Source organism: Ottowia sp. oral taxon 894, from assembly GCF_001262075.1.
Lineage (GTDB): Bacteria > Pseudomonadota > Gammaproteobacteria > Burkholderiales > Burkholderiaceae_C > Ottowia > Ottowia massiliensis.
The window spans coordinates 2,111,422-2,131,635 of the sequence record NZ_CP012073.1; the positions used below are offsets into that span (position 1 = coordinate 2,111,422).

At 63.5% G+C, this 20,214-nt stretch carries 17 protein-coding genes; 4 read left to right on the forward strand and 13 right to left on the reverse strand.

From position 1 onward, the window contains the following. Positions 1 to 45 precede the first annotated feature (45 nt). From ADJ79_RS09230 to nosZ, 7 genes are all read right to left on the reverse strand, one after another. The gene (locus ADJ79_RS09230) at positions 46 to 747 is read right to left on the reverse strand and encodes a nitrous oxide reductase accessory protein NosL (protein WP_082203236.1); all 702 of its coding nucleotides are present in this window, start codon (positions 745 to 747) and stop codon (positions 46 to 48) included. 176 nt (positions 748 to 923) lie between these two features. Beyond that, positions 924 to 1,424 (reverse strand): nitrous oxide reductase accessory protein NosL, encoded by a 501-nt coding sequence (locus ADJ79_RS09235; protein ID WP_050716544.1) that lies wholly within the window; start codon positions 1,422 to 1,424, stop codon positions 924 to 926. A 101-nt stretch (positions 1,425 to 1,525) separates the two neighbouring features. Next, positions 1,526 to 2,344, reverse strand: coding sequence for an ABC transporter permease (locus tag ADJ79_RS09240; protein WP_199170939.1), 819 nt, complete (start codon positions 2,342 to 2,344; stop codon positions 1,526 to 1,528). Continuing rightward, on the reverse strand, positions 2,341 to 3,360 hold the full coding sequence (locus tag ADJ79_RS09245) for an ABC transporter ATP-binding protein (protein ID WP_050715710.1): 1,020 nt from the start codon (positions 3,358 to 3,360) through the stop codon (positions 2,341 to 2,343). Before ADJ79_RS09245 ends, ADJ79_RS09240 begins: the two co-directional genes overlap by 4 nt. Continuing rightward, positions 3,350 to 4,591, reverse strand: a complete 1,242-nt coding sequence (nosD, locus tag ADJ79_RS09250) for a nitrous oxide reductase family maturation protein NosD (RefSeq protein WP_253273809.1) — start codon at positions 4,589 to 4,591, stop codon at positions 3,350 to 3,352. Before nosD ends, ADJ79_RS09245 begins: the two co-directional genes overlap by 11 nt. 56 nt (positions 4,592 to 4,647) lie before the next feature. Beyond that, the gene (locus ADJ79_RS09255) at positions 4,648 to 7,299 is read right to left on the reverse strand and encodes a NosR/NirI family protein (protein WP_082203390.1); all 2,652 of its coding nucleotides are present in this window, start codon (positions 7,297 to 7,299) and stop codon (positions 4,648 to 4,650) included. A gap of 163 nt (positions 7,300 to 7,462) precedes the next feature. After that, the gene (gene nosZ / locus ADJ79_RS09260) at positions 7,463 to 9,442 is read right to left on the reverse strand and encodes a TAT-dependent nitrous-oxide reductase (RefSeq protein WP_050715712.1); all 1,980 of its coding nucleotides are present in this window, start codon (positions 9,440 to 9,442) and stop codon (positions 7,463 to 7,465) included. Between the two features lie 253 nt (positions 9,443 to 9,695). On the opposite strand from nosZ, the gene ADJ79_RS09265 reads away from it, so the two are divergent. The 4 genes from ADJ79_RS09265 (at position 9,696) to ADJ79_RS09280 (ending at position 14,025) form a co-directional block, all read left to right on the forward strand. Beyond that, positions 9,696 to 10,130: a DUF2946 family protein gene (locus ADJ79_RS09265; protein WP_050715713.1), complete on the forward strand. Its 435-nt coding sequence runs from the start codon at positions 9,696 to 9,698 to the stop codon at positions 10,128 to 10,130. 126 nt (positions 10,131 to 10,256) lie between these two features. Beyond that, positions 10,257 to 10,922 (forward strand): Crp/Fnr family transcriptional regulator, encoded by a 666-nt coding sequence (locus ADJ79_RS09270; RefSeq protein WP_146006837.1) that lies wholly within the window; start codon positions 10,257 to 10,259, stop codon positions 10,920 to 10,922. 290 nt (positions 10,923 to 11,212) lie between these two features. After that, positions 11,213 to 13,624, forward strand: coding sequence for an arginine/lysine/ornithine decarboxylase (locus tag ADJ79_RS09275; protein ID WP_050716547.1), 2,412 nt, complete (start codon positions 11,213 to 11,215; stop codon positions 13,622 to 13,624). Between the two features lie 170 nt (positions 13,625 to 13,794). Next, complete coding sequence (locus tag ADJ79_RS09280; protein WP_050715715.1) at positions 13,795 to 14,025, forward strand: YdcH family protein; 231 nt, start codon at positions 13,795 to 13,797, stop codon at positions 14,023 to 14,025. Between the two features lie 374 nt (positions 14,026 to 14,399). On the opposite strand, the gene mrdA is transcribed toward ADJ79_RS09280, so the two are convergent. The 6 genes from mrdA to ADJ79_RS09300 form a co-directional block, all read right to left on the reverse strand. Further along, a complete protein-coding gene (gene mrdA / locus ADJ79_RS09285; RefSeq protein WP_082203238.1) occupies positions 14,400 to 16,568 on the reverse strand; it encodes a penicillin-binding protein 2 in 2,169 nt (722 codons plus the stop codon). Between the two features lie 303 nt (positions 16,569 to 16,871). Then, complete coding sequence (locus ADJ79_RS13265) at positions 16,872 to 17,048, reverse strand: transposase (protein WP_082203239.1); 177 nt, start codon at positions 17,046 to 17,048, stop codon at positions 16,872 to 16,874. Positions 17,049 to 17,051: 3 nt separating this feature from the next. Further along, the gene (locus ADJ79_RS13270) at positions 17,052 to 17,213 is read right to left on the reverse strand and encodes a transposase (protein ID WP_172674050.1); all 162 of its coding nucleotides are present in this window, start codon (positions 17,211 to 17,213) and stop codon (positions 17,052 to 17,054) included. A gap of 182 nt (positions 17,214 to 17,395) precedes the next feature. Further along, positions 17,396 to 18,148, reverse strand: a complete 753-nt coding sequence (locus ADJ79_RS09290; RefSeq protein ID WP_050715716.1) for an enoyl-CoA hydratase/isomerase family protein — start codon at positions 18,146 to 18,148, stop codon at positions 17,396 to 17,398. Beyond that, the gene (earP, locus tag ADJ79_RS09295) at positions 18,145 to 19,269 is read right to left on the reverse strand and encodes an elongation factor P maturation arginine rhamnosyltransferase EarP (protein ID WP_050715717.1); all 1,125 of its coding nucleotides are present in this window, start codon (positions 19,267 to 19,269) and stop codon (positions 18,145 to 18,147) included. The genes ADJ79_RS09290 and earP overlap by 4 nt, the downstream gene beginning before the upstream one ends. 317 nt (positions 19,270 to 19,586) lie before the next feature. Further along, entirely contained in the window at positions 19,587 to 20,147 is a 561-nt protein-coding gene (locus ADJ79_RS09300; protein WP_050715718.1) for an imm11 family protein, read from the reverse strand. Positions 20,148 to 20,214: the final 67 nt, after the last annotated feature.

Here is a 20,214-nt window from a genome sequence, read left to right on the forward strand (position 1 = left end):
ATCGTGAGAGAAAAGGTGGAAAGAAACCGCCGCAGCGGCAGGAAGTCAGGGCGCTGCGGCGGCAGCGCCGTGGCTGGCGTGGTTGTGCGGGCCGCCGCGCTCTTTGGACAGGGCCTCGAGGATTTGGGGCGTGATGCGCGCCCAGGGCAGCGCCTGGCCGCCGCGCTTGGCGGCAAAGCGTGCGGCGTCTTCCTCGCGGGCGAAGGCGGGCAGGTCGGGCGTGCGCATGGGGCCGCGCACTTCGGAGCCGTGCACGAACCAGGCTTGCTCCAGCGGCGTCCACTGGCCGCTGGCGGCATCGGTCACCCAGCGCGATTGCACGTCGGCCTCGCTGCGGTTGGGGCTGTAGCGGCCGACGTTGGCCAGAAACAGCAGCAGATTGACGGGCGAGTCGAAATACTGCGCCGAGTGGTCGGTGTAGATGATCTGGGCGGCCCAGCGCGGGTTGCGGGCGGGGAACATGCCGCAAACGGGGCAGCGCGCGTCTGGCGGCACGGGACGCGGCGCTTCGGGCGGCAGGCCGCTGGCGGGGTCGTAAGGGGTGGGCGGGGCGACGATGCAGACTTCATCCAGCCCTTCGTCGCCCGCTGGCGGCTGCCCGGGCGCGGCGCGGCGCAGGGCCAGGCCCGCCGCGCCTGCCGCAGCCAGCGCGCCAGCGCCTGCCAGCCAGAGCCAGCGGCGGCGTGTGAGGGGCGTTTTGGCAGAGGCGGCGGCAGCGGGCGGGGTCAGCAAAGGCGGCTGGCTCATGGCGGGCTGAAGAAGGGCGTGATAACAAGGACAGGAGCAAATTTGAGGGGCCAAAACCGGCTTTCGCGCCCATTCCACTAGGACCTCATGCTATGAATCAAGGAGCGAAATAGAGGGTAAAACCGGCCCTGCTTCCGGGCGTTTTTCAGGCGCTGTTCAGGCACATGGAGCGGCGCTCACATGCTGTTGTCCAGCCCGGAGCCGCCGCGCAGATCAATCATTTCAGGGGTGATTTCGTTCATGCGCAGCAGCTTGCCGCCGTATTCGGCGATGAACTTTTGCGCGTCTTCTTCGCTGCTGAAGGTGGCCAGGGTTTCGCCCATGGAGCCTTTGCGCTTGCTGCCTTGCACATAAAGGGCGGTGCGCGCGTCGATCCAGGCGCCTTTGGGGTTGTCCCAGTCGGCGCGGCCCATGTCTTGCACATAGACGGCGTTCACCTTGCGGATTTGCTCGGGCAGCAGCAGGGTGTTGAGCACTTCGATGGTGTCGCAATAAAACCAGGGACGGTCTTCGCCCGCGTAGTGAATCTGGCCCTTGGGGCCGGGGTAGTCGGTGAGCAGCATGCCGTCCAGCTCGCAGGAGGTGGAGGCGGTGATTTCAACGGGTTCGGTGCTGACGGCCTGGCTGCCGGTTTCGTTGCTGCACGCCGCCAGCGGGGCGATGGCTGACAGGGCCATCAGGCCCAGCAGCACGCGGCGCTCGGAGCAGGCTTCATCACGGGCATGGGGCTGGCCGCAGCGGCAGGCGGCATGAAGGGGGCGAAGGCGAAAGAAATCGCTCATGTCTTGAATCTCCATTTGGCAAGGGCCAAGGGTATGGCAATCCAGCCGGCCATGACGGCGGCCAGCACGTCCAGCCGCAGCAGCACGGGCGGCACCACGCTGACCAGCCCGTAGGCGCTGCGCACGTCTTCAGCGGAAAAGACGTTGAGGATGCGGAAAACGTCGGTCGGGTTCAGCAGCAGCAGGTAGGGGAAGATTTCGCCGCCGTAGCGCCCGGCAGTGCCCACCAGCACGCCCAGCAGCGCCAGATCAAACACCAGCACGAACAAAAACCACAGGATGATGGCCGCGCCCGAAGCGCGCGTGCGGTCGCGCGCCAGCACCGAGATGAGCACGGCCAGGCTCAAAAAGGCCAGCCCCATGAGCAGCGCGCTGATCACGAAGCCCGAATAGTGAAAAAGCGCCCGCGTGCCGAACTGCCCCGCCAGCACCACGCCCACGGCGGCCAGCCCGGCCAGCATGGCCAGCGCCAGCGCCAGCGCCAGGCCCAGGTATTTGCCTAGCAGCAGCTCGCCGCGCGTGATGGGGTAGGCCAGCAGCAAGTCGAGCGAGCCGCGCTCGCGCTCGCCCACGATGGCATCAAAGCCCAGCAGCAGGGCAATGAGCGGCACAAGGTAGATGACGAGGCTGACCAGGCTGGTGATGGTGAATTCCAGCGAGCGCAGGCCCACCGTGCCCTGCTGCGCGCCGCCCGCGTAGGTGATGACGAGCGAGAACGCGGCGAACACCAGCGCCACGGCCAGCACCCAGCGGTTGCGCAGACGGTCGCGAAATTCCTTGGAGGCCAGGGTGAGGACTTGACGGGGCTGGATCATGCGGCTTCCTGTTGGGTTTGCGGGCGGGGTTGCGGGCGGTTTTGCGCGCTGGCGGCCACGCCTGCGCCGCCTTCGCTAAAGAACATGTCTTCCAGCGAGGGGGCATGCACTTGCACGTCGGCCACTTGCGGCGCGGCCAGCAGGTGGCGCAGCAGGGCCATTTTTTTCTCGCGCGGGGCGCGAAGGGTGAGGGTCTGGCCATCAAAAGCGTGTGCGAAGCCGGCCAGATCGGGCGGCCAGGCGGCCATGAAGCCCTGGGCCTGCCCGGCATCGACGCCAGCGGCCAGGCTGGCCTGCACCGTCAGCGGCAAATCGAAGATGGCGCGCAGCTCGTCCAGCGTGCCCAGCGCCTGCACCTTGCCGCTGGCCATGACGGCCACGCGGTCCACGCGGTTTTGCAGCTCGGCCAGGATGTGCGAGGTGAGCACGATGGTCAGCCCCTGGTCGCGCAGCTCGGCCAGCGTGTCCCAGAAAAAGTGGATGGCGTGCGGGTCCAGCCCCGTGGTGGGTTCATCCAGAAACAGCACGCGCGGCTGGCCCAGCAGCGCCTGCGCAAAGCCCAGGCGCTGGCGCATGCCCTTGGAGTAGGCGCGCACCGGCTTTTTGCCCGCCGCGCCCAGGCCCACGCGCTCCAGCAGCGCGGGGCAGCCTGCCGCGTCCACGCGCTTGAGGCGCGCAAAAAAGCGCAGCGTTTCCAGGCCGCTGAGGTTGTCCCACAAGGCCACGTTTTCGGGCAGGTAGCCAATGCCGCGCCGCACTTCGCGCGCGGCGCGGCCGTGCACGGGCTGGCCGCCCACTTCAATGCGGCCGCTGGTGGGCGCAAGCAGGCCGAGCATCATCTTGAACAGGGTGCTTTTGCCTGCGCCGTTGTGGCCGATCAGGCCGAACACTTCGCCGCGCCGGATGTCGAGCGAAACATCGTCCACAGCGGTGAAGCGGTCAAAGCGTTTGGTGACGCCGCGCAAGCGAATGACGGCGTCGCCCCCGCCGGGGCTGCTGCTGGTTTCATCGGACATTGGGGTTTTCCTTTTGCACGCGCGCGCGCCATTTGGCCCATTCGGTGGAGCGCGGCAGCATGCGGGGGTGGTCTTCCACGACGCTGGGCACGCGCAGCACCGGAAACTGCTGGCCCACCAGGCGCAGCGCCTGCACGGCAGGGCTGCCCAGCAGCATTTGCACGGCAGGGTAGCGCCAGCTGAGGCGGTCCACGATGTCGTTGGCTTCGTAGGGAATATCGCCCCGGCCGTCGTGGTCGCGGTCCCAGCCGCGATAGTTGCTCCAGTAGTTGCCTTCGGGGCCGCCCCATTGCTGGTCGCGCGTGAGCACGTATTTGACTTGCAGGCGGTTCTGGATGAAGTCGTTGCCGTCCCAAGTGTTGCGCGCCGCGCCCGCCAGATGCACGCCGGTGTAGTTGTCGGCCACCACGTTGCCCAGCATCTTGGTGAATTCCATGTCATAGACGAAAAAGCCGCGCTTGTTGCCCATGACGATGTTGTTTTCCACCACTGCGTCTTGCAGGGTGCGCAGCATGATGCCGTGGTCGATGTTGTTCCACGCGCGGTTGTTGCGGATGGTCTGGTCGCGCACTTCCATCAGGGCCAGGCCGGCCTGGTTTTTCCAGGTGTCGTTGTCCTCCCACAGGTTGTAGTAGGAGTTCATGTAGTGCGTGCCGTAGCGGCTGTGGTGCAGGTTGTTCTTCTGGAAGATGGCGTGGTGCGAAACGTCGATATAGAGCGCGTCGCGCACGAAGCTGATCTGGTTGCCGATGATGCGCGCGCCCTTGGTGTTGTAGAGCTGGATGCCGTTGCCGCGCCGGGGGCTGTCGTAATCGCGCTTGCCGGTGATGTTGTTGTGCAGCACTTGCACGTCATCGGCTTTTTCAATCCACATGCCAAACAGGTTGTAGGCCAGGTAGCAATGCTGCACTTTGGCGCGATGCGCGCCGGGCTGAACGTAGATGCCGGCGTTTTGCTTGTAGCGGTTGTCACCGGAGTTGGCGACGATCATGCCTTCGATGACAACGTCGGGGGCGATGACGCGGATGGTGTCGTCCTTGCCGCTGCCATCGACCGTGGGGCGTTCGATGCCGCGCAGCGTGATCGTTTTGTCGATGCGCAGGTTTTCCTGGTAGCGGGCGCGCTGCACTTCGATGACATCGCCGTTTTGGGCGCGGTCTATGGCCGCCTGGATGGACTCGCCCGGCCTGACCGTGAGCGTGGCCGCTGCGGCATGGCCCGCCAGGGCCATGCCTAGGAAGGCTGCGGCCAGCCGTCTCTTTGCGGATGGACTGAAAACGCCGCCCTTCATGCAAGCGTCCACAGGCCGGTGAACGCCAGCAGCCAGAACAGCGCCGCGCCAATGAGCAGGTTTTTGAAACCCACGTAGCTGATCATGTCCATGACGGTGGCCTGCCGCCACACGCTGCCCCACCAGGGGCCGTCCTTGACGTAAGGCTTGCTCTTGAAGCGCACGAGCACCTCAAACACGCTCCAGCCAAACCACACGCCGATCACGAGCATGGGCGAGGCGCTGCCGCCTGCGGCCAGCAGCCAGACCAGCGTGGCGCCCAGCGCCGCCGCTACGCCCAGCGCCACCACCACGTGGCTGGCCTGCCAGCCTTCGCGGCTGAAGGGCCAGAGGTGCTCCACCACTTCGCCCAGCAGGCGGCGCACGCCATGCAGGTTTTCCACGGAGGGATGGGCGCGCTTGCTGGGCCAGCGCGGGTCAGGCTTGATGGACAGCAGCTTTTGGGCATTGAGGCGCTGGCGGTCTTCCTCAATCGGAACGATGGGGATGTAGTAGCCGTCGCGCGCAATGGCCGTCATCGGTTCGCCCGCGCGCTCGCGCGCCTTGCGCTCCTTGACCAGCGGCGGGCAGCCGGCGCTGTCGGTGTAAAGAATCATGCAATCCATGCAGTGCATGCACTCGCGCTGGTCGATGCGCCCATCGGCGTCAATGGCCAGCGCGCCGCAGCCTTTGGCGCAGGCTTTGCAGGTGTTGCAGTCCGCCTTGCGGCGCAGACCGAACCAGCGGAACGTGGTCGGCATGGCAATCGACGCGCCCAGTGGGCAGACGTATTTGCAATAAGGCCGCTCAATAAAGATGGACAGCCCCAGAATCACCAGCACAAATGTGGCAAACGGCCAACTGCGCTTGGTGATGCCCACAAGGAAGGTGGTTTTGAACGGCTCCACTTCGGCCAGCTTTTCGGCCAGCCCCATCGAAAAGAGCGACACCACCACCAGGCCGAAGAACACGGCGTATTTGATCCACTTGAGCCGGTCATGCAGCCACTTGGGCGGCAGGAACTGGTAGCGCTTCAGCGGCGTGGCGCCCGCAATCTTGTGCAGCCCTTCCTGAATGGAACCGAAGGGGCAGGTCCAGCCGCAAAACAGGCCGCGCCCGAACAGGAAGATGGTCACGAAGATGAAGATCCAGTAGAGGAACAGGAAAGGATCGCTCAGGAACAGATCCCACTCCCACTTGAACAGCAGCGAGTGCAGCCAGGTCAGCACTTGCGTGACCGAAGGTTGCGCCATCAGGCCAAAACCCACCCAGAAGATGAAGATGGCCCAGAAGGTGAACTTGAAGGAATTGACCGGCCACTTGTTTTTGTGCGTGGAGCGGCGCGTGAGATGGTCGCGCAGGGCATACACCACCGTGACAGCCACCAGCAGCAGGGCGAACAGCACGATCTGCGGCGCGCGCTGCTTCCACACTTTCACCCATGTGGCCTCGGGTACAGCGATCTTGGGATGGCCGCCCACCAAATACTGCTCAGGCAGCCAGTAACCCTTGTCAAACACCGTGAACACGCGCTGGCCCGTGGCCGGATCGCGCTTGTTGCCCAGAAAGATCAGCTTCCACGGATACGCCGCCGAAAAGGCAGGCGAACGCACGATGAAGATGCTGGATTCGCTGAACTTGGGCGCGCCTTTGGCCTTGAGGGTGTACAGGTTCACGGCATCGCTGTCCTTGAAGGTGAAGATGTCGTTGTCCTGCCGCACCTGCACGCGGTCATAAATGCCGCCGCGCACGAAGCCCGAGCCTTTGAACGATTCGGCTCCCGCCGTGCGAATGATGAAGATGGCGTTTTGCCCTTCCTTCATGCGCCCCATCAGGTTTTTCCAGGTGTCTTCGCCCAGCAGCGCCGGACCGACGACGGGCGAATTGAGCGAGCCGAACCACAGCTCAATGAAAGGCACGTTGCTTTTTTCAAGCCCCACCTGCTCGGGCTTGACCACCAGCTTGCCTATTGCGCCCTGTTTGACCAGCGTGTCCCAATCCGGCAGGGGCTGGCCAGCGGCAGGCTCCACATAGCGTACCGGCTCGCGCACCAGCGGCTCGATGATGCCCACCTGCCGCGCCACGGCCGCGCCGGAAGTGGTGATGACCTGGTTTTGCGCGATAACCGTCACCGTGGCGCCCGAAATGGCGTCCACGCCCAGCACGCCTTCATCGGGCCGGGTCTGGCCCACTTCAATCTTGTCCTTGACGGATTTGCCGATGTACTGGGCATTGAAATCAAGCAGCGCCGACTCCGGGATGCCCAGCAGCAAGATGGGTTCGGAGTGCTTGATGACTTTGACGCCAACGTATTTGCCCTCCGTGTCCATGCCGATCAGCGTGACCACCGGCTTGCCCGAATAGGCGGGCGTGTCGGTGATGTCGGTAGAGAGCATCACGTAGCCGAGCTTTTGCTTGCCATCTTCGCCGCCGTAGGCTTCCACGTAGGGTGGCTGGCCCATGCGTTCGGAAAACGAGGTTGCCCCCGGAAACACGTCCTTGCACGGCAGCAGGGCGCACATGTCCTTGGCCGTGGCCAGCCCCGGCGGCAGGGGCGCTTCGTAGGCTTGCGAGCCGCCTGCGCCCTGCCCGGCGGCCTGCACCGCCAGCGCCGCCAGTGACAGCGCCAGCCCTGTCAGCATCTTGCGAGCGAGTGTTTCGATTTTCATGAGCCAATACATCCTGGGATTTAGAACCTGTTCACAGCCTGTCCGTGAATAGGCTCTTACAAAAACCGAGGGGCCAAGCCGTCACCAGCTCAAGCCCCTTTTTTATTTTCCATTTTTGCGGGCAGGCCCGATGACCCGCCCGTTTACCTGCCTGCCAGGGGCATCAAGATTCAACGATCATGCGTCCGCGCATTTCCAGGTGCAGCGCGTGGCAGAAGTTGGTGCAGTAGTACCAGAACACGCCTGGCTTGTCCGCTTTGAAAGTTACAGACTTGGTTTCCTGCGGATTGACAATGAACTGAATGTTGTAGTCAGGCAGGCCAAAGCCGTGCGTCAAGTCCTCCACGCGGTCAATGTTGGTGAGAATCACCGTCACTTCATCGCCCAATTTCACCTTGAACACATTGGGCTCGAAAGCTGGCGCGAAAGACACCATACGCACAGTGACCTTGTTGCCATTGCGGGTGACGCCCGCTTCTTCCGCGCTGGGCACCGCCAAGGGGAAGTCTTCCATGTTGTAGATCTGCTTGGGATTGAGCCACTCGCGCTTGAAGATCACGAAGTCGTGCGGCTCGCCGCGCACCGGCGTGTCGTGCACCAGCACCATGCGTTCGCCCGTGATATCGAGCAACTGGTCGTTTTCGGCATGCAGCGGGCCGACAGGCAGGAAGCGGTCCTTGGAAAACTTGTTGCCTACGCCCATCCATACGCCATCAGCCGCACTGGTTTCAGCATGTGTCGCACTAATGTGACCGGGCTGGTACATCACGTCGATCTTGTCGATAACGGGGTTGATGTTTTTATCACCAGCGTATTTCTTGATGGCCTGTTCAACGTTCCACTTGCAAATCTGGCTATCCAGGAACAGCGTGGTGTAGGCATTGCCCCGGCCATCGAACGTGGTGTGCAGCGGCCCCAGGCCCACTTCCACTTCGGCCACCACGGCTTTGGCGATGTCGTCCAGCTTGCCATCGAACCAGTCCAGCACCTTTTGCAGCTCAATCACCGTGCAGGTGGGCGAAAGTTTGCCGGAGCACACGAAATACTTGCCGTCGGGTGAAGCGTTCACGCCGTGCGGGTTCTTGGGTACGGGCACGGGCACAGCCAGCGCTGTTTTCGGATCCTTGTTGGCTTCCGCGCGGCAGTCCACCACCGGAATCTTGTTGTTGCCCAGATGAGTGAATTTGCCGTCCTTGATGGCCTGCTCAATGCGCGCTACATTGAAGAACAGACAAGCATCCACTTCAGCCGACATCATGTCGGGATAGGTTACGCCACCTTCGGTGTTGTACTGGTTGGTGGCAGCCAGTTTGCCGTCGTATGAGGTAGCCACCAAATCGCAGTTGCCGTCGATGCGGGCCTGCCACTTGACCTCCATCTTCTCGGAATCCACACAGGTGAATACGCAGCCATAGTTCGCGTCGTCATTGACGGTGTTGTTGTCAATTTTTTCCAGCGGCACACGAAATTCCTGGCCGCAGAACACGCGCGTGGTGTAGTTGATGCTGGGATCCACCGGATCGCGCTTGTCCGGGAAGATGCCGTGGAAGCCCTGCACATGCGGCAACTTGAGAATCTTGTCCGTCACCATGTAATCCAAGCGCACACGCACCAAGCGGGCGTTGAGCTTGTCATTCACGAAACAGTATTTACCGTCGTAGATGCCGTCTTTATATGAGCAGTGCACGTGGTGCGTGTCGCCCGTGGTGAACTCCAACGTGCCGTCGGGCTTGGTGCCCATTACGGCTTTGGATTCATTGGTGATTCCCCATCCCACCAGCGCATCCGGGCAGCAACCAGGCACACGAGCCAATTCACGACCGGAAGGAATGCCTAGCACGCGCAAATCGCCCGTGTGGCCGCCGCTCCAGACACCGTAGTGCGTGTCCAGCTGGCCCGGATGGATTTCGGTGCTGCCCGCGCCGCCCACGAAGCCGCGCGTCTCAGGCGCAGCCGTGATCTCAGTTTTGGGCGCTGCCTTGGGCGCAGCAGCCGCCGGAGCAGACGCAGCGCTGCCCTGTGTGTTTTCCTTGCAGGCGGCCAAGCCGACCGTGACCGCGCCCAGCGCAGCGGCCGAATTCAGGAAGCGGCGGCGCCCCAGGTTGGCTGCCACATCCAGCGCTTTTTTTCCAAGCAGACTCATTTCAGACTCCTTTCGTTTCGTGGATCGATGTATCCGGTTTTGACTATACAAACAACTAGCAGCCTTTAATTGACCTTTGTCAATTTCAGGTTTTGCGTCCTGTAGCCATGTCAATTTCTTGATGCCGCTCAAAGATCCAGGCCTTGTCTGGCAACGGGTTGTTTTGAGTTCATAAAATGAACTCAAATGGGTTTTTCGCTTTTCGCGCCGCTGCTCTCTGTCCAGCGCGCGAACCGGCTTGACAACTGCGCTCATGAACCGCCGCTCCGGCCTTCCTCGTGGCTTTCCCCGCTGGCTCGTCTGGCTGACGGCCTGGGTTGTCGCGTTGTCTGCGCTGGCGCCTACCGTCTCGCGCGCGCTGGCGAGCGTCGGCAACGCGCAATGGGTGCAGGTTTGCACCTCCGAAGGAACCCGCTGGATCGCCCTGTCTGACGCAAACAACAGCGCAGACAGCGCCGCCGGTGACGGCCAGGCCGGCAAAACCGCCCTGCACCTTGACCACTGCCCGCTGTGCGTGCTGATGGGCGAGCGGCTGGCCCCGCCTGCCGCAGCGCCCGCCTTGGCGCTGGAACGCATGGCGCACGCCGCTCCTGTTGCCGTTTTGCGGCACGCCGTTTGGGCGCAGCCCGTGCGGGCGGCCCATCCGCGCGGGCCGCCCGCCTTGCCCGCCTTCTCCTTCGCGGCCTGACCTTGCGGGAAGGGCCGCGCCCTTCTTTCACGGTCTTTTTCCTGCCGCCATCCCCAACTCCGGCCAACGGCTTGCGCGTTCGCGCGCTGGCCGCGCCGCGCGGCGGCAACCCAAGGAGCATCGGCAATGAACTTCTCTTCCTTCCAAATGCCTGCGGCAGACGCGCCGGGCCTGGCCATCCTGCCCAAAGGCGCTGGATCTCACGCGGAACCTGACGCGGCGCGCGGCTTTCCCGCCTCTCTTCCGTCCGCTTGCGCCCAGGCCCAGGCACAACACTGGGGGCTGTCGCTCGCCCCCGGCCAGCAGCTCATGGCCGCTGGCAGCCAGGGGCCGCTATGGCGCGTGGCCGAAGGCTGGCTGGCGCTGATTCAGCCTGGCGGCGACGGCAACGCGCTCGTGCAATTGGCCGGGCCGGGCGACATCGCCGGCATCGCCGCGCTCAGCGGCAATGCCTACCGCGAAACCGCCGTGGCGCTGACCGCCGTGCGCGCCAGCCCCGAGCTGTGGCGGCACGAGAGCGACCGTCTGCTGCTCATGCACGCCGTCATGGCCCAGCAGCAGCGCCAGGCCCGCGACATGGCCCGTCTGCGCACAGGCGCCGTGCAAGGCCGCCTGCGCCACTTGCTCGCCATGCTGACGGCCGGCGAAGGCCTGCTGCCCCGCAAAGCCCTGCCGCAACTGCGCGATCTGGCCCAAATCATTGACGCAGCTCCCGCCACCATTTGCCGCGAGCTGGGCCGCCTGTTCCCTGAAACCACCCGCCAGCCGCAAGACAGCGCCTGCGTAGCCTGAAAGAGCAAAGGAGCTGTACATTTGCTCCTGGTTTGATAGCAATATGTCCTAGTGGGGGCAGCGCAAAACGGTATTTATGCCCTTTGTATCTGCTCCTGTTTTTTTTGATGTCTGCACCTGCCAGAAATTTTTCCTGAATTCACTTGGGAGCTGCTTTTTCGCGCTAGCGCCCAGACTCTGCGCAGGTTCTGAACAGGTTCTTACACTTGCCGCCTTGCCGTGGCGCTTGCGTGAAAGACGCAGGCGTTTTTTGCTTTGCCCGATTGCAACGCCAAGAGGAGGCCGCGCCCATGAAATTCCATTTCCCCATCGTCATCATCGACGAGGACTACCGCAACGACAACACTTCGGGCCTGGGCATCCGGGCGCTGGCCAAAGCCATCGAGGAAGAGGGCTTTGAGGTGGTGGGCGCCACCAGCTATGGCGATCTGGCGCAGTTTGCCCAGCAGCAAAGCCGCGCCAGCGCCTTCATTCTTTCGATTGACGATGAGGAGTTCAGCCCCGGCCCGGACAACCCCGGCCCCGATCTGGCCCCGGCCATTTTGAATTTGCGCCATTTCATCCAGCAGGTGCGGCGCAAGAACCCGGATGTGCCCATCTACCTGCATGGCGAGACCAAGACCAGCCAGCACCTGCCCAACGACATCCTGCGCGAGCTGCACGGCTTCATCCACATGTTTGAAGACACGCCGGAGTTTGTGGCGCGGCACATCATCCGCGAGGCCCGTGCGTATCTGGAAGGCATACAGCCGCCTTTTTTCAAGGCGCTGCTGGACTACGCGGAAGACGGCTCCTATTCCTGGCACTGCCCGGGTCATTCGGGCGGCGTGGCGTTTCTCAAAAGCCCCATCGGGCAGATGTATCACCAGTTTTACGGCGAGAACATGCTGCGCGCCGATGTGTGCAACGCCGTGGAAGAGCTGGGCCAGCTGCTGGACCACGACGGCGCCATTGGCGAGAGCGAGCGCAACGCGGCGCGCATCTTCAATGCCGACCACTGCTTTTTCACCACCAACGGCACATCCACCAGCAACAAAATCGTGTGGCATCACGCCGTGGCGCCGGGCGATGTGGTGGTGGTGGACCGCAACTGCCACAAAAGCATCCTGCACGCCATCATCATGACGGGGGCGGTGCCGGTGTTTCTCAGGCCCACGCGCAACCATTACGGAATCATCGGCCCCATTGCGCGCGAGGCGTTCGAGCCGCAGGCCATCCAGGCCAAGATTCGCGCCAATCCGCTGCTGCGGCATGTGGACGCCGAAGCGGTGCGCCCGCGCATTCTTTCGCTCACGCAGTCCACCTACGACGGCATCCTCTACAACACCGAAACCATCAAGCAGCTGCTGGACGGCTACATCGACAACCTGCATTTCGACGAAGCCTGGCTGCCGCACGCGGCCTTTCACTCCTTCTACGGCGCGTATCACGCCATGGGCAAGAAAAGGCCGCGCCCGAAAAAATCGCTGGTGTACGCCACCCAGTCCATTCACAAGCTGCTGGCGGGCATCAGCCAGGCCAGCCAGGTGCTGGTGCAAGACTCGCAAACCGTGCCGCTGGACCGCTTCCTTTTCAACGAGGCGTATCTGATGCACACCTCCACCAGCCCGCAGTACAGCATCATCGCCAGCTGCGACGTGGCCGCCGCCATGATGGAGCCGCCCGGCGGCCGCGCGATGGTCGAAGAAAGCCTGCTGGAGGCAATGGACTTTCGCCGCGCCATGCGCAAGGTGGCCGCCGACTTTGGCGAGGGCGACTGGTGGTTCACCGTGTGGGGGCCGCAGCAGCTTGCCGCTGAAGGCGTGGGCCGCGCCGATGACTGGATCATTCAGGATGGAGCCGCCCAAAAGAGTCGGGAAAAGAGCAGAGAGACGGGCAGGGAAAAGGGCGGCAAAAAAAGCGGGCAGGAAAGCTGGCACGGCTTCGGCCAGCTGGCGCCGGGCTTCAACATGCTCGACCCCATCAAAACCACCATCATTACCCCCGGCCTGGGGCTGGATGGCAAGTTTGGCGACACCGGCATACCCGCCAGCATCGTCAGCAAATACCTGGCCGAGCACGGCGTGGTGGTGGAAAAAACGGGCCTCTACAGCTTTTTTGTCATGTTCACCATCGGCATCACCAAAGGCCGCTGGAACACGCTGCTGGCCGCCTTGCAGCAGTTCAAAGTGGACTACGACCGCAACCACGCCCTCTGGCGCGTGATGCCCGAGTTTTGCGCGCAACACCGCCGCTACGAGCGCATGGGCCTGCGCGACTTGTGCCAGCACGTGCACCAGCTCTACGCCAAATACGACATCGCGCGCCTGACCACCGAGATGTATTTGAGCGAACTCACCCCCGCCATGACGCCCGCCGACGCCTACGCCTGCATTGCCCGCCGGCGCACCGAACGCGTGGAAATCGACCATCTGCAAGGGCGCGTCACCGTCGGCCTGGTCACGCCCTATCCGCCCGGCATTCCGCTGCTCATTCCCGGCGAAGTCTTCAACCAGAAAATCGTCGATTACCTCAAATTCGCCCGCACTTTCGCCCTGGAATGCCCCGGCTTTGAAACCGATATTCACGGCCTGGTGGAAGTGGAGGACGAACAGGGCCGCAAACGCTACTTCGCCGATTGCGTGCTGGAAGAAAAACCGGCAAAACGCGCCAAAAACGCCAAAGAAGCCGTCAAAAAACGCCAGCGGCCCGCGAAAGGATGAACACTGACGGCCGATGGCGCCTCGCCGCCGCAGCTTTTCATGTTCCGCCCGGGCGGCGGTGCGGGCCGCCCCAGCATTGAAGAGCGCAACGCGCAATCCGCCGGCTGGATTCCGGAGCCGGCGGCCCATCTAGAATCAAGGTCATTCCACCACCCAAGAAAGGAGATTCCATGTTTCCAGAATTTCGCGACCTGATCAGCAAGCTGAAAAACGCCGATCCCCATTTCAGCCGCCTGTTCGAGCAGCACAACGAACTTGATCACCAGATCAAGCGCATGGAAAGCGGCGTGGAAAGCGCAGCGCACGAAACCATTGAAACGCTGAAAAAACAAAAACTGCGCCTCAAGGATGAGATGTACGTCATCCTCAAAAAAGCGGAAGCCGCCGCCAAGAGCGCATAAAAAACGCCTGATTTGAAAACAGCGAACCCGCCAGGGCAGAAGCCGTCTGGCGGGTTTTTTGTTGCCCTGGCGATAGGCCGCCGCCAGCCTCAAGCTTTGCCGCTTGGATCAAAGAGACAACGGATTAGAAGTCTTTTTTGCTCCTCTGTTCATAGCAATACGTCCTAGTGGAACGTGCGCAAAACGGTACTTATAGCCCCTTGAATTCGCTCTTGTTTTTGAATCAATCCAAAGCCGGGCAAGCCGTAAACAGGCTTGACGGGTTGCTTGCGGGCCGCTTGCGCTCCGGAGAGGCTTGGCGGGTCCCGAGGCCGCCTGCGTCAGCCACCTGAGTCCGCGCTTTTCGTACCTATGGACGAACTCTGAACAGGCTCTCAGGGCACGCCATCCTCTGCGCTACGGGCAGCAGGCGGCGCGGGTTGCTTTGGCGCTTGCACGGCTGCGGGCCTGGGGTGCGGCAGCATGGCTGGCGCGGCGGATGTTTCGGGCGTCTGGGGTGTTGGGGGCGTGTCTGTCTGGATTGCCGCATTCGCGGCATTGGGCGCATCAGCCGCGTCAGCCGGGCCAGGCGCTGGCTGCGGCCTGGCCGCTTCGGGCGGGCGGATGGCCATTTCCTCCACGGTGCGCGGCGCGCCGATGGGGGCGCTGGCGCGGCTGCGCTGCACGGCCTTGATGTCTTGCTCGCTGGGGTAAATGCCCGCCAGCCAGTAGTCGAGCACGCGGCGCACGATGGGCGCTGCCGCCGTGGCGCCAAAGCCTGCGTTTTCGACAATGGCGGCCACCACGATGCGCGGCTGCTCTGCCGGGGCAAAGGCGATGTAGAGCGAGTGATCGCGCTGGTATTCGGCCAGCCGGGCGGCGTTGTAGCGGCTTTTCTGGCCGATGGTGATGGCTTGCGCGGTGCCGGTTTTGCCGCCCGAGAGATACGGCGCGTCCTTGAAGGCGCTGCGGCCCGTGCCGCGCAGGGTGACGCCCACCATGCCCTGGCGCACCACGTTCATGTGGGCGCTTTTGTAGCCCATGTTCTGTGCGGCGGGGCGCGGGGCGGGCACAGGCTCGCTGGCGGGGCTGGCCTGCGTGGCCTTGACCAGATGCGGCGGATGCTTGACGCCGTCAGCCGCCAGCGTGGCCACGGCCTGCGCCATTTGCAGCATGGTGTAGTTGTTGAAGCCTTGGCCGATGCCGACATTGACCGTGTCGCCTGGTACCCAGACTTGCATGCGCCGGTCCTTGTAGCGGCGCATGGCTTCACGCTTCCACTCGGGGCTGGGCAGCACGCCCCTGGCTTCGCCCGGCAGGTCAATGCCCGTTTCGCGCCCGAAGCCCAGCGGCCCCATGAAGCGGTTGATGGCGCTGATGCCCATGTCGTAGGCCAGCTGGTAGTAATAGGCGTTGCTGGAGCGGGTGATGCTTTGCTCCAGGTTCACCGTGCCGGTGGCGTGGCCCCGGAACACGTGCCCGGCCAGCACCCAGCTGCCGGTGTCGTTCACGGTGGTTTGCGGCGTGATGCGGCCGCTTTCCAGCCCAGCCAGCGCCATGAAGGGCTTGAAGGTGGAGCCGGGCGGATAAGTGCCGCGCAAGGCGCGGTTGAACAGGGGGCGGGCGAGCGATTCGTTCAGCTCCGTCCAGGTGGCCTGGTCGATGCCTTCCACGAACAGGTTGGGGTCGAACGTGGGCTTGCTAACGAAGGCGAGCACTTCACCGGTTTGCGGATCCATGGCAACCAGCGCGCCGCGCCGCTCGCCGTACAGCTCTTCCACGAGCTTTTGCAGGGTGATGTCAATCGTCAGGCGCAGCGTCTGGCCGCTGGCGGCGGAGCGGCGCTCCAGCAGGCGCACGGCGCGTCCGCCCGAGGCGGTTTCCATTTGCTCCACGCCGGTGCGGCCATGCAGCACGTCTTCATAGCTGGCCTCAATGCCGGATTTGCCGATGTAGTCCGTGCCCCGGTAGTTGGCCGCGTATTCCGGCCCCTGGTCTTCGATGCGCTCCTTGTCGCGGTCATTGACGCGGCCCACGTAGCCGATGGCGTGCGCGGCCACTTCGCCCATTGGATAGGTGCGAAACAGGCGCGCCTTGATTTCCACGCCCGGAAAACGGTAGCGGTTGGCGGCAAAGCGGGCCACTTCCTCATCCGTCAGGCGCATGCGGATGGGCAGCGATTCAAAGCTGCGCGTGTTCTGCCGCAGGCGCTCGAAGCGGCGGCGCTCGCGCTCGCTGATGGGCACCACTTCAGAAAGGGCGTCAATCACCTCGTCCAGATCGCCCGGCACCTGCGCGGGCGTGATCTCCAGCGCGTGCGCCTTGTAGCTGGTGGCCAGCACCACGCCGTTGCGGTCAAGAATGTCGCCCCGGTTGGGCACGATGGGTACCACCGCCGTGCGGTTGCTTTCGGCGCGCTCGGCCATTTCTTCGTGCCGCTGCACTTGCAGCACCCACAGCCTTGTGCCCAGCGCCGCAAAGCCCAGCGTGGCTGCCAGCGCCACCACGGCCAGCCGCATGCGGTAGCTGGCCAGCGCGGCTTCTGTGCGGGGCAGATGGTTCATCTCGGGCGCAAGGGGCGAGGAAAAGGCGGGGGCGGGCGGCGGGCGGAAAGGCCCTGGATTGTCCGGCATGCGGCCGCCCGCTCCTTTGAGCCGCTGGGCGCGGCTTGGAGCCAGGCCGCGAAAATCGGCCCTGCTTCCAGCGCTTTTCCCGAGCTTCTTTCAGAGCCTGTCCCCAAAATCATCCCAGAAGCCTGACCATGCGCCGAATGCAGGCAATCTTCACGAATGCTTCGGCTAAAGCGCCAGTGACCCCGTAGTCTTTGCTCAGTCTTCTCGATTGACTCAACCAGGCAAAAGCCCTCTTCACAATCCAGCAAAGCGCATAAATAGCCTGATCAGCAAAGCCTTGACTTCCACCCGGTCCTGAATACCTGCTGAGTGCACCATCACAGCCAGCAGCACATCCCACACGCCGCGCTGGCGCCAGCGGGCAAAGGTGTCGTAGACCTGTTTCCAGGGCGGGTAGTCCTTGGGTAGCACGCGCTACCGGCGGTCAGTGGTTTGGCCGCCTGTGGCTTGCACGTAAAAGATGGCGTTGATCAAGTCCCGGGCGATTCGTACACGGGGACGTGCTCTCTTGTTCATTTCGGCAAAGTGTTTGGCCAGCACCTGCCACTGCGCATCGCTCATATCGCTGGGGTACATGGGAGGAGCCATTCATTTGGAGCTCGAGGATAGGCTCTGAGAGCAGTTTGAAAGTCGCCTTATTTCGCTCCTTAATCAATAGCACGATGTCCTAGTGAAACGTGCGCTAAACGGTATTTTTACCCACCCCGATTCGCTCCTGTTTTTTGCGCCACGGGCGGCGCAGCGCGCCCCTGACTCCTTTACCGCCCCTTGAACACCGGCTCGCGCTTTTGCTGCAAGGCCTGGATGCCTTCTTGCAAGTCTTCCGACAGGATGGTGCGCTGCACGCGGGCGGCAATCAGGGCGGCGTCAGCGTGGCCGCAGGCAATCTGGTTCAGGCTTTCCTTCATGCCCAGCAGGGCCAGCGGGGCCATGCGGGCCAGGGTGGCGGCCAGCTCATCCACGGCGCCGGTGATGTCGGGGCCGTTGCTGAAGTGGGTGAGAAAGCCGCCGTCCAGCATGGCGGCGGCGTCCAGCGGCTCGGCGGCCAGCAGCAGGCGGCGGGCCATGTTCAGGCCCAGGCGGCTCACAAAGCGCTCCAGCCCGCTTTGGTACAGGTGCAGGCCCAGCTGCACCGGGGGCACGCGCACGCGCGATTGCGGGCCGCCCACGCGAAAGTCGCAGGCCAGGGCCAGATCGGCGCCGCCGCCAAAAGCGCCGCCTTGCACGGCGGCGATGGTGACGGGGCGGCAGGCGGCCAGCGCGTCCACCATGTCGCCAAAGCCGTTGCCCGAGCGCGGGTTGGCGGCCAGCTCGGCCAGGTCGTGCCCGCTGCAAAAGTGCTTGCCCGCGCTTTGGAGGATGAGCACGCGCACGCCGTCGGCGGCGTTGATTTCGCGCAAGTGGGCGCGCAGCGCGGTGATGTCTTCGGGCGCGAGTTTGTTGGCCGCTTCAGGGCGCTGGAGGGTGATGCGGGCGATGGCGCCGCTGATGTCAAGGCTGGGCGTGGTCATGTGCTTGTTTCGCTTTGCTTTTGATGGATGAAATGAATGAGCTGGCTGGCCAGATCGGCCTGCCGCATGAGGCGCTGGCGGGCGGCCTGCACGCAAGCTTGCCACTCGCGCAAGGCGGCTTGCCCGGGGGCCAGAAGGGCGGGCGCGCCGGGCGCATCGTTCCACGCGGCGTGCAAGGCGGCCAGTGAAGCGGGCGCTTGCAGCCAGCGCAAAAAGGCGGCCAGCTTGGCGTGGTGCGCGCCGTCGTGCTGCGGGTAGATGTGCCACACGAAAGGGCGGCCCGCCCACAGTGCGCGCGTGAGCGAATCTTCGCCGCGCACGCCATTGAAATCGCACGCCCACAGCAGCTCGTCATACGCAGGCTGGGGCAGGTGCGGCAAAAAAGTGATGCGCGGCGTGATGTGCGCGGAGGCTGAGCGCAACAGCGGCAGCGCCGCCTGCACGGCCTGCGTGGCGCGGCCCGGCGTCACCAGCCAATGCCAGCCGCTTGCGGCGCACTGCTCCAGCAGCGCGGGCAGGGCGGGCGGCTCGTAGCAAAACAGCGAGGCCAGCGGCTCGCCCTGCCAGCGCACGCCGTGGGCGGCCAGCCAGGCGGCGCGATCAAAGCGCGCCTGCCGCGCGGGCCAATCGCCTTCGCGCAGCAGCCCGCCCGCAGCTGGCGTGAAGCCGGGGTAGAAAAACCACTTGCGGCGCCCCGCCAGCGGCCCGGCCAGCACGGGCGAAGGCAGCGCGTGCATGCGCTCCACCCAGTCTTCAGCGCTGAGGTATTCCAGATTGATCCACACCGGCTGCGGCATGGCCTGTTCAGCGGCGAAGCGGGCCACGAAGGCGGCGGGCAGCTCGCAGCCGAAAGCCTCCACCCACACATCGGCCAGCGGCAGCTGCGCCAGCGCCTGGGTGCTGCGCGGCCAGGGCAGCACGCGGATGCGCTTGAAAGCCCCGCTCCACGCGCCCGGGGCCAGCCAGGGCAGCGCACGCAAGTCATCCAGCCACAGGCGCACCGCATGGCCGCGCGCGGCCAGCTCGCGCGCCAGCCGCCAGCACACGCCCACGTCGCCGTGGTTGTCAATCACCTGGCAAAAAATGTCCCAGAGCAGAGGCTGGCGAGCGGTCGCGTTCACGCGGGCGATTGTCCCCCGCGCCAGCGCAGAAGCCGCCTTCTGGCAGCTATTTTTCGCTCCTTTTAGCATAGCGATAGGTCCTAGTGGAGTCTGCGCGGAATGTATTTCCAAGGCACCTGAATTCGCTCCTCTTTTTGATGTGCCCCGATACCCGTTGGCAAGACCGGCAACTGACGCGGCAGGCTGATGCCGCCGCAGCCATCACCGGCCAACGCGCATCGCCAGCGCCAAACCCAAAAAAAAATGCCTTCGTGAAAATCACGAAGGCAAATACCCAAACAGGCTGACAAAACGCCTGACTGGGCCGCCCTGCGCCTTCATGGCAAAGGCTGAAAGCGAAAGCCCGTGAGCTTGCATTCATTCACACGGGCAATGAATTCGTCGCTGACGTAGGTCGTGTTTGCAACCAGCTGGGGAATTCTGAAAATAGGCGGAAGCTCCTTCACATCTGGTCGCAAGACATAATGATCTATGTCCATTAGTCCACCGTCTGAAAAATACGCGATGGTGGATTTTTCTTCGTCCACCACATCCACGATGCGGGTTGGGTTGAATCCATAGTACTGCATGGCCTCATTCATCTTGATGGGCGCCAGCTCGCCATAGCGGCTGAGCATGTCGCCCAAAGCATGCACGGCGCGCTCTGAAAAGGTGGGAATGGGCGTCAGCCCGATATGGGTGAAATCGGGCAAGACGTTGGATCGCTTTTCCTTTCCAACCCGGTTGCGAATGCCTTCCGGAACGGGATATTTACCATTGCGGGGCGTGCCGTCAAATAAATTTAAACGATCGCGAGGGCTAAGCCATTTGTCTTCTTCTTCGGCATCTTTGAAAAGAAAAGAAGCATAACCGTCGAAATTGCATTCCAGGATGTGCATGTCATTCTTTCAGGAAAGCTGGTTTTGACCCAGGATAATTTGCATACCCTCAAAGCTGCCCATGCAT